At 47.6% G+C, this 14,582-nt stretch carries 14 protein-coding genes; 1 reads left to right on the forward strand and 13 read right to left on the reverse strand.

Annotation, left to right across the window (positions count from 1 at the left end; genetic code table 11):
* Window positions 1–24 precede the first annotated feature (24 nt).
* Window positions 25–1,404 carry a class I SAM-dependent rRNA methyltransferase gene (locus EGM68_RS17135; RefSeq protein WP_040103303.1) on the reverse strand — a complete coding sequence of 460 codons (1,380 nt, stop codon included), beginning with the start codon at window positions 1,402–1,404 and terminating at the stop codon, window positions 25–27.
* A gap of 289 nt (window positions 1,405–1,693) precedes the next feature.
* Here EGM68_RS17135 and EGM68_RS17140 point away from each other — a divergent pair, with 289 nt between their 5' ends.
* Window positions 1,694–2,716: a Na/Pi cotransporter family protein gene (locus EGM68_RS17140; protein WP_129549641.1), complete on the forward strand. Its 1,023-nt coding sequence runs from the start codon at window positions 1,694–1,696 to the stop codon at window positions 2,714–2,716.
* Here the strand turns inward: EGM68_RS17140 and EGM68_RS17145 are convergent.
* From EGM68_RS17145 to dnaJ, 12 genes are all read right to left on the reverse strand, one after another.
* Complete coding sequence (locus tag EGM68_RS17145) at window positions 2,706–3,140, reverse strand: NUDIX hydrolase (RefSeq protein WP_013372163.1); 435 nt, start codon at window positions 3,138–3,140, stop codon at window positions 2,706–2,708. The two genes, EGM68_RS17140 and EGM68_RS17145, sit on opposite strands and share 11 nt — an antisense overlap.
* 103 nt (window positions 3,141–3,243) lie before the next feature.
* Entirely contained in the window at window positions 3,244–4,587 is a 1,344-nt protein-coding gene (mtaB, locus tag EGM68_RS17150; RefSeq protein ID WP_013372164.1) for a tRNA (N(6)-L-threonylcarbamoyladenosine(37)-C(2))-methylthiotransferase MtaB, read from the reverse strand.
* A gap of 1 nt (window position 4,588) precedes the next feature.
* Window positions 4,589–5,353, reverse strand: a complete 765-nt coding sequence (locus tag EGM68_RS17155) for a 16S rRNA (uracil(1498)-N(3))-methyltransferase (protein WP_129549642.1) — start codon at window positions 5,351–5,353, stop codon at window positions 4,589–4,591.
* A 159-nt stretch (window positions 5,354–5,512) separates the two neighbouring features.
* Complete coding sequence (locus EGM68_RS17160) at window positions 5,513–6,205, reverse strand: site-2 protease family protein (protein ID WP_013372166.1); 693 nt, start codon at window positions 6,203–6,205, stop codon at window positions 5,513–5,515.
* A gap of 2 nt (window positions 6,206–6,207) precedes the next feature.
* Window positions 6,208–7,173 carry a 50S ribosomal protein L11 methyltransferase gene (prmA, locus tag EGM68_RS17165; protein WP_129549643.1) on the reverse strand — a complete coding sequence of 322 codons (966 nt, stop codon included), beginning with the start codon at window positions 7,171–7,173 and terminating at the stop codon, window positions 6,208–6,210.
* A 248-nt stretch (window positions 7,174–7,421) separates the two neighbouring features.
* A complete protein-coding gene (locus EGM68_RS17170; protein WP_016821609.1) occupies window positions 7,422–7,607 on the reverse strand; it encodes a YfhD family protein in 186 nt (61 codons plus the stop codon).
* Window positions 7,608–7,631: 24 nt separating this feature from the next.
* The gene (locus tag EGM68_RS17175) at window positions 7,632–8,006 is read right to left on the reverse strand and encodes a hypothetical protein (RefSeq protein ID WP_016821610.1); all 375 of its coding nucleotides are present in this window, start codon (window positions 8,004–8,006) and stop codon (window positions 7,632–7,634) included.
* A gap of 180 nt (window positions 8,007–8,186) precedes the next feature.
* Complete coding sequence (locus EGM68_RS17180) at window positions 8,187–9,383, reverse strand: NAD(P)-dependent malic enzyme (RefSeq protein WP_064962102.1); 1,197 nt, start codon at window positions 9,381–9,383, stop codon at window positions 8,187–8,189.
* A gap of 64 nt (window positions 9,384–9,447) precedes the next feature.
* Entirely contained in the window at window positions 9,448–10,785 is a 1,338-nt protein-coding gene (locus EGM68_RS17185) for a 2-hydroxycarboxylate transporter family protein (protein WP_129549644.1), read from the reverse strand.
* A 120-nt stretch (window positions 10,786–10,905) separates the two neighbouring features.
* Window positions 10,906–11,613, reverse strand: a complete 708-nt coding sequence (gene dcuR / locus EGM68_RS17190) for a two-component system response regulator DcuR (protein ID WP_040103295.1) — start codon at window positions 11,611–11,613, stop codon at window positions 10,906–10,908.
* On the reverse strand, window positions 11,606–13,261 hold the full coding sequence (gene dcuS / locus EGM68_RS17195) for a DcuS/MalK family sensor histidine kinase (protein WP_080771905.1): 1,656 nt from the start codon (window positions 13,259–13,261) through the stop codon (window positions 11,606–11,608). Before dcuS ends, dcuR begins: the two co-directional genes overlap by 8 nt.
* 153 nt (window positions 13,262–13,414) lie before the next feature.
* Window positions 13,415–14,539, reverse strand: coding sequence for a molecular chaperone DnaJ (gene dnaJ, locus EGM68_RS17200; RefSeq protein ID WP_013372174.1), 1,125 nt, complete (start codon window positions 14,537–14,539; stop codon window positions 13,415–13,417).
* Window positions 14,540–14,582 lie beyond the last annotated feature (43 nt).

Consider the following 14,582-nt stretch of genomic DNA (forward strand, 5'->3'; position numbering starts at 1 on the left):
TTAACTTTGACAAGGGTATGAAGTCTACAGCCGTGTCCGGCTACGCACTTCAAAGATGGCAAATTTCAAATAATGACCTTCCTCCACACCTAAAATTTGAGGATGGTCCTTCCCTGCCGCTCTCCAATCTACCAGTCGGAGGATTTTGCCGGCATCTGCCGCCGCTTCCTTAATCGTGTCCAAAAACAACTCTGGCCGCATATGGAACGAACAACTCGCCGTTACCAAATAACCGCCCTCATTGACAAGCTTCATCCCATGAAGGTTGATATCTTTATATCCACGTGTAGCTCCTTTGACAGCACTCTTCGTTTTGGCAAAAGCTGGCGGATCCAGAATAACTACGTCAAAGGTGCGCCCGCCACCCGCAGTCAGCGGCTTGGATGTATCTCCTTTGCCCCCTGCTCGCGCGGTGCGTTCCTCTACACCTTTCACCTGATTACGTAAATATTGAAAAGCATCGTCGACGACAAACTCGACGCGATCCTCAAAACCGTTCAGCTTCACATTATCCCGAGCACTTTCAATCGCATGTTCAGAAATATCCAGACAAGTTACTTTTTTCGCACCATGTTTACACGCATTGAGCGTAAAGCTACCTGTATGTGAAAAACATTCCAATACAGTTGCACCGTCCCAGAATGGGAATTCAACCACCTTACCACTTTTATTCACAGGCTTCATGACCGTTGTGGCGTCATCACCTGGGGTTGCAGCTACTTCTTGTAACGTAATTCCGCTACGCGCTCCCCAACCTGTCATCAACGGCGCGATGGCTGCACGATTTTCACGCTGGTCAAAGAAATAGCCAGTCTTTTGGCCCTCTTCGATATCGACCTTGATTTGTAAGCCATTTTCCGTCACCACCACATGGCGCGGGCAATCGCCGTACAAAGGACCCTTCGTCTGTTCCAACCCTTCCAGCTCGCGGATGGATACATCACTACGCTCATATATACCAACTGGCCCCATGACTTCAACAAGCGCATCTCTGATTTCTTCCCTGCGCCGATCCATGCCAAGCGTTAACAGCTGAACGACCAACACATCACCAAAACGGTCTACAATCAGCCCAGGCAAAAAATCAGCCTCGCCGTACACCAAACGGTAAGCGTTCCCCCCAGTCACAAAGCGTTCACGATGCTCCAAGCAATTGCGGAAACGTTGGGCGAAGAAGCTTTGGTCCATCACTTCCAGCGGCTCATAGGACATCACACGCACTGTAATTTGCGAAGCAGGATTATAGTAACCTGTCGCCAAATAACGTCCTTGATGGTTAAGGATGTTGACCAAATCACCTGCTTCTGGATCACCCTCAATCTTGGCTATTTCATTTTTAAACACCCAAGGGTGTGCTTGCTCCAGCCTTTTTTTGCGGCTACGTTCTAATATTACTGAAGGCAAAATCCTTCACTCCTATTCTTGGATTACTTAAAGTCCTTAAAAGTGTGGTGTTCGATGGGACGCAGCTCCGCGGTTCATTTGTTCTTACGATCACTGGCGCTTCTCTAGATTCAAACGAACCGCTTTGCTACTGCCCGCCTGTATATCGATGTCACGCTTTTAAAGCTTGTGAAGATACTTCAAAATTATTGTTCCGTAAAAAACTGCTCACCCATGCTTGTCATGGCTGTCCTTGACAGATCATAGGCTGTTACATAAGTATTTTCACCTAGAAAAGGGGGCTATGGCCGTGTTTATACATGTTATACTCCCACTGTGCGGTGGGCTGCTTATTTTTTTAGGCGGAATGAAGCTGATGGAAGCTGCCCTCCGGCATTTGGCTGGCCCCTTCCTTACCCGCTGGCTAAACCGGGCTACGGTTTCCCCTTGGCGGGGAATGCTGTTCAGCTCAGGCATTACCGCCCTACTGCAAAGCAGCACCGCTGTAACGGTGCTGACGATCGGACTGGTCAACGCCGGGCTGTTGACCTACGGCCGCACGCTCGGCATCATTCTCGGCACCAATATTGGCACCTGCCTGACGACCGAGCTGATGGGGCTTCAGCTTGGCAAGCTGGCTGTTCCGTTGCTATGCGGTTCACTGCTCTGCTGGGGCACTGCCGTTCTGTGGGGAGAAACGGTCGCTGGCCGCCAGTATGCAGCTGCCGGAGCTTCACCCAGCTCTAATGGGCTCAGCCGCCCACAGGCTGTACAATTTATCAGCCTCGTCTTTGCCGGATTTTCGCTGATTCTGGCAGGTATCCGTGTGATGCAAGCCGTCGGCCCCTGGATTGAACAGGCCGGACTATTCCGCTGGTTTCTTGATCATGCTGCAGCCAACATGTGGTGGGCCTTCGCTGCTGGAGCCTGCCTGACCGCACTGGTTCACAGCAGCGCAGCCGTCATCGGTATGGCAATCAGCCTGGCTGCTGCGGGTGCCTTACCAGTCGATGTAGGGATCGCCATCGTCATTGGCTCCAATGTAGGCACCTGCGTGACTGCCCTGATTGCCGCTGTTGGCGGCAGCGTGTCTGGAAAATTTGTGGCCTGGTCCCATGTGCTGTTGAACGTAGGCGGGGTATTGCTCTTTATGCCGTTGATCCCTGGACTGGATATGGTCGCCACCTGGATATCTACCGAGCCCGGTGCCAAGGTAGCGCATGCCCAAACCCTGTTTAACGTCATCAGCTCTCTGCTTGCCTTGCCCCTCTGTTATTTACCTATATGGACACGTATAGAGGAGCGTATGTCCCTCCATAGAACTAAACGTTAATTCCTAACATGGACAGCGCCTTGCTTAGAATGACATCATTGTTGTCATATCCACCCTGGCGCTGAAGACGCCAAGCTTCTTCGGGCGTATGCCATGCGACGCCTTTGATTTCTTCAATCTGTGCCTGTAAATTCCCATCCAGTGCCTCTACGAGATAATAATGAACTTCCTTGTCCACTTCCCCATATTCAGGGTGCTGATACGTATAAGCAATCATATCCACATGCTGAATAATTCGCCCGTTCAGCCCTGTTTCCTCACGAATTTCACGTAGAGCTGTTTGTTCGATTGTTTCACCTGGTTCCATTTTGCCTTTAGCCAAAGATATCTTGCCATATCGGTCAGTAATCAGCTGAATTTCAAGTTGCTCCTCCTGTTTGCGGAACACTACGCCACCTGCAGAAATTTCCTTTTTTGCTGCCATCCTGTAATCTCCTTTCCTTGCGCAACAAGGATTCCGTCCTCTCTGTAAGGAAAGGCGAAATCCTTGTTGGCCATCGCTATTGCCTGTTCAGGCTCTTTTTGTTTTACAAAGCTGTTTGCAGCCCATTCTCCAATACGCGGACCAATTGGCCTTCACTTTCATTAACGCCTGCCTTCGTCAGCTTCACGCGGCACACCTTACCAACCAGATCCTTATTACCTTCAAACACCAGTTGAATGTAATTGTCACTATAACCGTAGAGTATGCCGCTATCTTCTGTCCCTTTAGGAGCTACTTCAGGAATAACCTCCAGCACCTGACCAACAAACTTCTCAGCATATGCCAGCTGCATTTGCTCAGACAGTTCAATCAGCTCACGCACACGCGCATTTTTCACGTCCTCGTCAACCTGATCCTCCATACGCGCCGCAGGCGTTCCAGTACGCTTGGAATACGGGAACACGTGCATTTCCGAGAAACCGATTTTTTTCATCAGCTCATAGCCATTGCGGAACATTTCGTCCGTTTCTCCAGGGAAGCCGACAATTATATCTGTTGTAATCGCTACATCTGGCATTGCTTTTCGAATCATAAGCATTTTGTTATAAAACTCTTCTGTCGTGTACTTGCGGCGCATCCTTTTCAGCACGGTATCGTCCCCTGCTTGAAGCGGTATGTGGAAATGGCGAACCAGCTTATTGGAGCGTTTCAGCACGTCCAGCATTTTTTCATCAATCTGGCTGGCTTCAATCGAGCTGATACGAATACGTTCCAGCCCTTCCACTTTCTCCAGGTCCCACAGCAGATCGGATAGGTCATAATTATCCATATCGTCGCCATAACCACCCGTATGGATACCCGTGAGTACGATTTCCTTGTAGCCTGCGTGCACCAGTTGACGCGCTTGTGTGATAATGCTCGCCGCATCACGGCTGCGGGATAAGCCCCGCGACCACGGGATAATACAGAAGGTGCAGAAGTTATTGCAGCCATCCTGAATTTTTAGAAACGCGCGGGTATGATGAGCAAAATCAGGTACATCCATTTCCTCAAACACACGGGTCTTCATTATATTACGCACCGCGTTTACGGGTTGACGCGACTCTTGGATCTCCTTTACAAACGGAATAATCTTATCTCGGTCCTGCGTACCAATAACAAGATCAACACCTGGAATATCCATAATTTCAGCTGGAGAAGTTTGAGCGTAACAGCCCGTCACTGCCACAATGGCATCTGGATTTCGGCGAATCGCGCGACGAATGATCTGACGGCTTTTTTTATCACCGGTGTTCGTAACCGTACATGTATTAATTAAATAGACATCAGCGGTCTGCTCGTCAAAATCCACCTGCTCATAACCTTCTTTTTTGAACAGCTGCCAGATCGCTTCTGTATCATAAAAGTTTACCTTACAACCTAATGTGTAAAATGCCACTGATGGCATATTAAACCCCTCCCATTTCTCCTGTCTCATATAAAATGCATGCCAATGCAACCATACCTGCGGTCTCCGCACGCAAAATACGTCTTCCCAGTCCTGTAGACTGTGCCCCGGCCTGCTCGGCCTCTAGGCTTTCCGCTTCAGTAAAGCCGCCTTCCGGGCCCACAACTACGAGCACACGCGGCTTGTCTGTGGACGCCCATTGTCCTGCGAAAGGCTGGATTACATCCCGTAGCTGCCGCCCCTGCTCTTTTTCATAACAATAACATATCAAATCATACCCAGCAAAAGAAGCCAGAAGTTCTTTCCACGTCAGGGGTGCGCTAATTTCCGGAATCCGATTGCGATGGCTTTGCTCAGCCGCTTCCTTCACAATTTTGCGCCAACGCTCCAGTCGCTTGCCTTCCTTTTTGGCATCATACTGTACGACCGTACGCTCGGATAAAAACGGTACGAAACCGGTGGCTCCGATTTCCGTACATTTTTGCATCACCGTCTCCATCTTGTCCCCTTTAGGAAGACTCTGCGCGATGGTGATCTGAACATACGGTTCAGAGGTCATCTCCAGCAGCTCGATGATCGTCGCTTTTACATGGTCCTGCTCAATCGTATCCAATGCAGCCAGCGCTTCCCTGGATACCCCGTCACTGACTATAATTTTGTCACCACTACGGCCTCGCATGACTTTGGCGATATGTCGCGCGTCCTCACCCGTAACAATTACGTGATCTTCTAGAAATTGCTCTGCCGGAATAAAATAACGCTGCATTCTCTCACACCTATTCTAAAATAACTATTATCCACTAACGTTCCGTACAAATTCCGATAAAATCACCAAGCACCATCATATCATCTTTTGCGCCTGTATGACCAGTCTGTTCCCTCTTCTGTTTATGTTATACCGATTTTCGTAAAAAAAAGGGAGCCCTTAGGCTCCGAACAGTCCGGTAATGTAAAAAGAGAACTGCAAAAACTGTATATAAATCATCTGAGACAGCGTGTAAAGAGGTTCAATCGTTACAGCTCGTACCTGCGGAATTATCAGTATAAGCAGAAAAATAAAGATCGACCATTGCTCAAACTGCTGAAGCTTGCGGCGCACAGGAGTGGGAGCCACATCCTCCACAATCCGGTAGCCATCGAGTGGAGGCAGTGGAATTAAATTAAAGATAAACAAAAACAGATTCAAATTGATCAGTGCATTGATAAATAAATAGATTGCCTGTGCCACCCGCTGGTTCTCCATTCCCGGCAATACTTGAAAATGAAGCAGCACAGCATAGATCAGCGTAGTCACAAATGCAAGCAGCAGATTGCTCAGCGGACCAGCAGCCGATACAATAATGCCCATGAGGCGCGGGCGGCTAAAATTGTCACGATTGACCGGGACTGGCTTGGCCCAGCCAAAGCCTCCGATCAACAGTAACAGCGTACCCAGCAGATCAATATGCACTGCCGGATTTAAAGTCACGCGCCCAAGTAGCTTGGCCGTAGGATCGCCAAATTTATTGGCATAATACGCATGAGCAAACTCATGCACCGTAAACGATATGATCACAGCCAGCAAGTAAAATGGAAGGACATTTAAATTTACCCGAAAAATACTTTGTAAAAAATCCATGCTTACCTCTTTCTCGCCACAAACGCCAGCCAATCTTCATCTCGGCTGATTTCGGCAATCTCAAAGCCAGCTGCCTTCAACGCAGATTCGACAACCTCTTCTTTGTTCTTCCAAATCCCTGAAGCAATATAAATGCCACCTGGCTCCAAGGCTTTATATACATCATCAATGAACAGCAAAATGATCTCAGCTAAAATATTAGCTACGACCAGCTTGACTGGCAGCTGGATCCCCAGCGTTGGATCGCTTGCATTAAGCACAGAGAGCAAATCGCTTTCTTTAATGGTGATATGTTCCTCTAGTCCGTTCAAACGCGTATTTTCATGCGCACTCGATACCGCCACCGGGTCGAGATCCAAGGCAAGTACATGCTTTGCTCCCAGCTTTATCGCTCCAATGGCTAAGATACCGGAGCCTGTACCAACATCAATGACTTCTTCTCCACCCTGAATCACGGATTCCAGCGTTCTCAGGCAAAGGGATGTCGTCGGATGTGTACCAGTGCCGAAGGCCATACCCGGATCGAGCTCAATGATTTTTTCATCTTCACTCGCAGGCTCATACTCTTCCCAAGTCGGTTTGATGGTCAAATGATCCGATACACGTAAAGGCTTGAAATATTGCTTCCAGGCATTAGCCCAGTCATCCTCGTTGACCGTTTTCAGCTCATACCGAACCTCGCCAGGGTCAATATCAAATGTTCTCAATTGTTCAACCCGCGGCTCAATTTGTGCACGCACGCTGTCCATGTCTATTTCTTCAGCAAAATAGCCCTTGATGATCGCTTGTCCTTCAGGAATATCGTTCAAAGGGCGATCGTACCACTGTCCATAAGACGTATCCCGAGGCTTGTTGAGCGAACCGGATTCTTCAATGGAAACCCCTCCCGCACCTGCTTCGTGCAGAAAATTCGAAATCATTTCGATAGCTTCCTCGCTTGTATGTATTGTAATTTCATTCCACAACATGGTTTACATTTCCTCCTCATTTCACATGCATACATTACATTGTACTATATACTCGCATAGGAGTTCAAAAAAGCAGATGGACTCATTATTGAAAATCAAACACCTGCGACTACTGCCTTTATCTTTAGCCCTCTAGTTTTTAGCGCAACAGCATGTAGCGGATAATGAATAGAACAAGGGGAAAACACAAATAAGACGGGCTATCCCGCAAATCACCTTTTTAGATGGGATACCCGCCTTATTGTATTCTACTCGTTGTCGTTTATGATACGTTGCTGACGGCGGTCAGCTACTTCACTACGCCGGATCGCTTCCAGATCCTCAGCATCTGCCTGCTCTGCCGAGAACTCAACATCTTCGTTTTTGGCAGATTGCATGCGTTTGATTTTCTCGGTTTTGGTCAGCACTTTATCGAACCGTTTGTTTTTAGACATCGGTCACTGCTCCTTCCAAACTTGTCACAGCATTCCACCCGCTTGTTCCACAATAGACATCGCCTGATGATGAATGGATTCATCCACCACCGCAGTCAACAAAATATCGCGGCCGGTCGGTCCACCTTGTCCTCCATCACTCATGCCACTGGCAGCAGGATCAGCCGCAGCCAGTATTGCAGGAGACGCATCTGTAAAATCCACGCCCTGTGTGAGTGAGGACAAGCTGCTAATCTGTCCCGAGAACACAGGCAGTCCGGCGTTGCCCGTAGACTGCCGCGGATACCGGCTAAAACGATCTATCGACATATCCGTTACCCGGAGAGCCTCCAATTTTCTCGCGGCTCCCTGTGCTTCCTCAGGACTTTTGAAATACGCCAAAATATTTTTTTCGCCCATCCCAAAATCTCCCTGTGTAGTATTGAGCGTAACCTTGGTTGAGAACATAGACCGTTACGCTTTGTTATATCCTGCTCATTGGCAAGACTTTATATTCTCCACGAAGGGCTAAACAGATACAGACATTATCAAGAACAGCAGGCCAAGACCATGAACTAAAGTTCGTGAAGACCATAACTTTTACGGATGTAAAGTAGCGGCCGGAGCTTCTCCTGACATGGCTACTCCTGTCTCCCAGGCTGCGCGAATAACAGCATCCCGTACCTTCTGAACCACCTTCGCATTAAAAACATTCGGTATGATATAAGTTTCACTTAGCTCCTCAGGGCAAATGGCATCAGCAATGGCAAGACCGGCTGCCAGTTTCATCTCCTCGTTAATCGTCTTGGCATGGCAATCCAGAGCGCCCCGAAAAATTCCCGGGAAGCACAGCACGTTATTAATCTGGTTAGGAAAATCGGAGCGGCCGGTAGCAAGCACACGCACATAAGGTAAGGCTACAGCCGGATCAATTTCTGGCTTCGGATTCGCCATAGCAAACACGATAGGATCAGTTGCCATGCTCTGTATGTCTTCCACAGTCAGTATATCTGGACCAGATACACCGATGAAAACATCAGCTCCCACAATTACCTCAGATAAGCTTCCACTTAAATTATGCGGGTTAGTCATGTTCGCATATTCTGTCCAATGCGGGTTACTGTATTCTACACCACGGTGAATGGCTCCTTGCCGATCCACGCCAATCAGATTGCGTACCCCTGCCTTGAGCAGCATACGGGAGCAGGCCATACCTGCCGCACCGATCCCGGCAAATACTACTTTGACATCTTCCATTTTTTTGCCGCATACCTTTAGTGCATTGACCAAACCTGCTAATACAACAACTGCCGTACCATGCTGATCATCATGAAATACTGGGATGTCGAGTTCCTGCTTCAACCGTCTTTCAATCTCAAAACAGCGTGGCGAAGATATATCTTCCAAGTTAATGCCGCCAAAGGCAGGAGCGATCATTTTGACAATTTGAACAATCTCATCAGGGTCCTTCGTATTGAGACAGATGGGGAATGCATCGACACCTGCAAATTGTTTGAACAGTACTGCTTTACCCTCCATCACAGGCATAGCAGCCTCTGGCCCGATATCTCCCAATCCAAGTACCGCGGTTCCATCTGATACGACCGCTACTGTATTTTTTTTGATCGTTAATTGATATGCTTTGGCTGGGTCATTGGCGATTTCCATGCAAATTTCAGCTACACCTGGCGTATAAACTTTGGATAACCCCTCCATCGTTTCAATTGGCTTCTTGGGTAAGGTCTCCATTTTGCCACCTGCATGTAATTCTCTAATTTCATCTATTAAACTGCTCATATTTTTTCTCCGTCCTTTCATGCCTCTATTTGGATATGAAACTCAGTCCTGTGTATAAATCTCATCAGCTCCATAATTGGAGTAACAAGGTGGCTAAAATGACCGTGCCCGCCCCGCCAATCCGTGTAGCAATTTGGGCAAAAGGCATCAGTTCCATCCGATTGGATGCAGACAGAATGGCTACATCGCCCGTGCCCCCTAATCCGCCGCGACAACTGGTCACCAAAGCAGCTTCTACGGGATACATGTGAATCCATTTTCCTGTGAAGTATCCAGTAACAATCAATGCAACCACTACAGATGCACAGGTAATCGCATAAGGAACCGTTAGAATCCCAACTACACTATCTAATGGCACATACAAAATACCTAACCCCACCATCAAGGGCCACGTCAGACTAGCGGTTATACATTTGTACAAATGAAAAGCTCCCTGCTCCAATGTGTTCGGCATGATCTGAACACATTTAATTAATGCCGCCGCCAAAATCATGAGAATCGGCCCTGGAATATGGAGATACGGCTCCAGCAGCTTACCCACAATAAAGAAAGTACAGGCCAACAACAGACCACCACCCATTAATGGAAAAGAAACGGATTGTCCCAAGTTTACCGGAGATAACTCACCTTTGTCTTTTTCGAGTTTTAACAACCTTCCGTTACCAGAAGTTTCTGGTTTTTTCTCCGCTAATCTCTTCAAGACGCCTGCCCCTATAATTGCAACAATGTTACCGATAATTGCAGCCGGGATAAACTGGGATACGAATACTGCAGAATCCTTGCCCAGTACCATTCCATACGAAATGGACAACGGTAAAATGCCTTCTCCAATCCCGCCGGAAATAATCGGAATGATGATGAAAAAAAATGTATGATAAGCACTATAGCCAAAAGTCATACCCACTACCATACCGACGGCAACAGCAGCAATAGATCCTATGATAATGGGGGCAAAAATTTTGACAATTCCATTCATTAGCATTTTGCGATCCATACCAAGAATACTGCCGGTTACTAGACATGCGATGTAAAAATAAAGAAAATTCGAGGTTTTCATAAGCGTGTGCACAGCCCCCATCGCAGATGGACTGAACATATTCCAAAATACCATTAACGATGGAACCATAAGGGATAAAATGGCTGGCCCGCCTATATGTTTAAGCAGCGGAAGTTTGGCTCCCAGATCACTGAGCAATATACCTAAAATCATGATGACGGCAAACCCGCCTAATAGATCGTTCGGAAGTCTTTCTGTAATTGCAGCCGCATAAACAATTAGCGCGATCACGGCATATAGCGGAAGAGGAATCACTCCCACCTTTATCCTCCCCAGCATCCTAAACCCATCTACAGTATTTCTTTGCCCCTTTTGAATGACAGGCTGGTTCGTAGCATTTTCCATAAATCTCCCTCCATAAAGTGAAGAATGATGATCATGTTCCCATTCTACACCTTGGAAAACGCTTTATTTGGTTTTAAAACTAAGAACTAACTTTTGTAACTAAAGTAATCAGAAATAGGGCTAAATATAACTATTGATGATTCCTTCTGCCTGCGGCAAAACCTGATATTGGTAAACAGGGCGTCCAATGGTACCATATATAGTTTCCATAGAAAGCACTTCAATCTCTGTCATAAAAGCCAAATACTTGCGCATAGACACCCTGGAGATCCCTGCACTCTCCGCAATATCCTCCGTGGAAAATAGAACCTTATGATGCTGCTGGATACAATTCCATATCATAGCCAGCGTGGATTTCGTTATCCCCTTGGGCAACCGTGCCAAGTCTTTAGTCAAGCTTTTATGATAAATCAGTCGATCCAGCTCCTCCTGCGATAGTAGACTGCGCTCACGTACAATACTAATGTGCTCTCGATACCCGGTAAGTGCCTCTAGAAAACGGTTAAAGTGGAAAGGCTTGATCAAATAATCCACAGCGCCAAAATTCATCGCCTTTTTGACACTGCTCATGTCACTTGCAGCTGAGATGACAATAACATCCACATTCACTCCAGCCTCCCGTATGAATGACAGTAAATCGAGGCCATTACTTTCTTGCATATACACATCCAGCAATATTAGATCAATGGCTTGTTCAGCTAAATATTTCTTAGCCTCTTCCACCGAAGAAGCCCAACCGCCACATTGGAAACCCTCTACCTGCTCCATATATTTGCGGTTAAATTCTGCAACCATCGGATCATCTTCTACAATCAGGACATTAATCATGTTCATCATTCCCCGCTATAATGTATGGAATCTTAATCTGAAAACAGCACCCCTGCTCGACTGGGATCAACTTTACACTACCTTGTAGCCTCTTCACGCTTTGCGCCACTAGATAAAGTCCCATCCCTCGTGACTCTCCCTTGGTCGAAAAACCTTTTTCAAAAATAGCCTTCACAAGGTCCTCCGGTATACCCGGACCATTGTCGCACATGATACAGGTCAGACAGCCATGCTTCTGGTTTTCCTCATAATAAAGTGAAAGGGTAATCCGCTTGTGCTCCAGAGATTCCATCGCCTCCACCGCATTATCAAACAGATTGCCAAGAATAGTAATCAGTTCGTGAGTCGTTTGAGTTTGACTGGATTCAGGCAAGTGACTACCCGGAGTCAGTTCAAAACTTACCCCTGCCTCTCTGGCCCGGCTTAATTTTCCTAACACAAACCCCGCCATAACTGGGTCCTTAAGCTGCCGAGTAATGGAACCTATCTCTACTTGATGATGCTCGACGGCATCCATAATATAGTGCTCCAGTTTATCATACATTCGCAAGTGCACCATCCCCATAATGACATGCAGCTTGTTCATAAATTCATGAGCCTGTGCGCGTAGTGCTTCCGTGTACAAGGAAACTCCTGTCAACCGTTCCGCAAGCTGGTTCATCTCCGTCTTATCCCGAAAGGTTACAATGGCTCCGACAATTTTTCCTTTGACCCGTATCGGAACACTGGTGGTCAGCAAGGTGATCCCACCCAACTCCATCTCCTCATCCATCAGTGGAGTGCTTACTTCCAAGACCTCTTGTAATCGGAAAGCAGATAAATAAACAGTAATTTCCTGTCCAGAGAATGAGAAGTCTTCAATCCCCGCTTGCCTCAGTAGACGGATCGCTTCTGCATTCATCAGCATGATACGACCGCATTCATCTACCGCAATGACTCCTTCCTTGATGGACTGCAACATCGCGCTGCGTTCCTCCAGCAAACGTGCGATTTCCGGCGGTTCCAGACCGACCAGCATATTTTTGATTTTACGAGCCAGCACAACCGCTCCTCCTGTGCCAATCAACATTCCGATACCAATGGCGATAGCAATAAGACGGGTGTTGCCTTCCTGGGCCCGCTGTATATCTTGCATGGATATACCAACAACAATTGCCCCTACCTGCTTTCCCGTCACACTGAACACGGGGGAAAAGGCTCGCATGGACATGCCTAATGTCCCCTTTGCAACGGACACGCTCTCCTGACCATGAAGTGCAGTATACTCGTCTCCTCCGACAAAGGCTTTGCCAATCCTCCTAGCATCGGGGTGCGTTTTACGAATTCCCTTCATATCCATAACCACGACAAATTGGATATGATTCGCTGTTGAGACCTTCTTCACATACTCCTGCATGGAAGGAGAAGAACCCGTCTGTTGCAATTGCTCGATAATAAGTGGTGTATGGGCGAGTGTACGGGCAATGGACATTGCCTTTTCCTCAAGCCCCTTCTCCGTTTCAAGCTCAACTCTCTCCGCAAATAACAGTGTTACTGGCAGGAGCACAAGTGCCATAACCAGACATACGAGCAGCGTTATTAGACCTCTGAGCTTTAAAAGCGGCTTACCCCGACGCAGACTTGTCCGTATTTTTTCGATGGAACTCACCCCTTTCTAGTTGATAGAAGCTCAATAGTTAACTTTGGTTATACAAAAATGGCTATGTATGTGTTTACGTGAATATAAAAAAAGGGACTATCCCGCAATTGCGGAATAGTCCCCTCGGATTCATGATTGAAGCTCCGCGATTTAGACTTTGGCTTAGTCGCCTCGGAAAGCCCGCTTCACACGATCAAAAAAGGACTGCTCATTCTCATGTGTCTGCTCTCCACTAAGCGAAGAGAACTGACGCAGCAAATCCTTCTGTTCCTCACTCAGCTTGCTAGGCGTTACCACAACTACCTTAATATGCTGGTCACCTTGACCTACGCCGCGCAGTTTTGGCACACCCTTTCCTTTAAGACGGAAATAAGTGCCTGTTTGTGTGCCTGCTGGAACTTTCAGCTTCACTTTCTCGGTCAACGTTGGGATCTCCACCTCATCTCCCAATGCTGCCTGTGAAAACGTCAGCGGAATTTCACAGTAGATATCGTCTCCCTCACGCTCAAAGAAGTCGTGCGACTTCACACGGAATACGACGTACAAGTCACCAGCCGGTCCTCCGTTGACACCGCCTTCGCCTTCCCCGTTGATACGCATTTGTGCGCCGTCATCCACACCCGCCGGAATGCGAATATGAATTTTACGTTTCTTGCGGACACGGCCTGATCCGCTACAAGTCGTACATTTTTCCTTGATAATTTTTCCGGAACCGCCGCAATTGGAACAAGCGCGTCGATTAACCATGCGGCCAAACGGTGTATTCTGTACCACTTCTTCTTGTCCACTGCCATGGCAGACGGAACAGGTCTGTGGTTGAGTGCCCGCCTTGGCTCCTGTACCATGACACGTATCGCATGTTTCCGTGCGTTCAATTTGAATGTCGGTTTCTTTACCAAACACCGCTTCTTTGAATTCAATCGTCATCGTATATTGAAGATCGTTCCCTCGTTGCGGTGCATTCGGATCACGCCGACCGTTGCCGCCACCAAAGAACATATCAAAAATATCACCAAACCCGCCACCGAAGTCGGCACCACCAAAGCCGCCTCCCATGCCCTGATTTGGGTCTACATGACCGTATTGGTCGTATCTTGCCCGCTTCTGACCATCGCTGAGAACATCGTAAGCTTCTTTTACTTCTTTAAATTTAGCTTCTGCGTCCGCAGCCTTGTTCACGTCCGGATGATACTGACGCGCAAGCTTGCGGTAAGCCTTTTTGACTTCTTCATCCGAAGCGCCTTTTGCGACACCTAGCACCTCATAATAATCACGCTTATCAGCCAATGTTCCACCCCCATGCCTACAACGTGTCTGCACTACATATAAA

It is taken from the genome of Paenibacillus sp. M-152 (assembly GCF_003856555.1).
Classification (GTDB): Bacteria; Bacillota; Bacilli; order Paenibacillales; family Paenibacillaceae; genus Paenibacillus; species Paenibacillus polymyxa_C.

What these genes read in the sequence shown, in the direction of transcription:
- EGM68_RS17170 (WP_016821609.1), bottom strand. Translation starts at nt 7,607, where the DNA reads ATGTCTAAAAACAAACGGTTCGATAAAGTGCTGACCAAAACCGAGAAA.
- EGM68_RS17155 (WP_129549642.1), bottom strand. Translation starts at nt 5,353, where the DNA reads ATGCAGCGTTATTTTATTCCGGCAGAGCAATTTCTAGAAGATCACGTA.
- mtaB (WP_013372164.1), bottom strand. Translation starts at nt 4,587, where the DNA reads ATGCCATCAGTGGCATTTTACACATTAGGTTGTAAGGTAAACTTTTAT.
- prmA (WP_129549643.1), bottom strand. Translation starts at nt 7,173, where the DNA reads ATGTTGTGGAATGAAATTACAATACATACAAGCGAGGAAGCTATCGAA.
- EGM68_RS17145 (WP_013372163.1), bottom strand. Translation starts at nt 3,140, where the DNA reads ATGGCAGCAAAAAAGGAAATTTCTGCAGGTGGCGTAGTGTTCCGCAAA.
- EGM68_RS17160 (WP_013372166.1), bottom strand. Translation starts at nt 6,205, where the DNA reads ATGGATTTTTTACAAAGTATTTTTCGGGTAAATTTAAATGTCCTTCCA.
- EGM68_RS17175 (WP_016821610.1), bottom strand. Translation starts at nt 8,006, where the DNA reads ATGGGCGAAAAAAATATTTTGGCGTATTTCAAAAGTCCTGAGGAAGCA.
- EGM68_RS17180 (WP_064962102.1), bottom strand. Translation starts at nt 9,383, where the DNA reads ATGAGCAGTTTAATAGATGAAATTAGAGAATTACATGCAGGTGGCAAA.
- EGM68_RS17185 (WP_129549644.1), bottom strand. Translation starts at nt 10,785, where the DNA reads ATGGAAAATGCTACGAACCAGCCTGTCATTCAAAAGGGGCAAAGAAAT.
- dcuR (WP_040103295.1), bottom strand. Translation starts at nt 11,613, where the DNA reads ATGATTAATGTCCTGATTGTAGAAGATGATCCGATGGTTGCAGAATTT.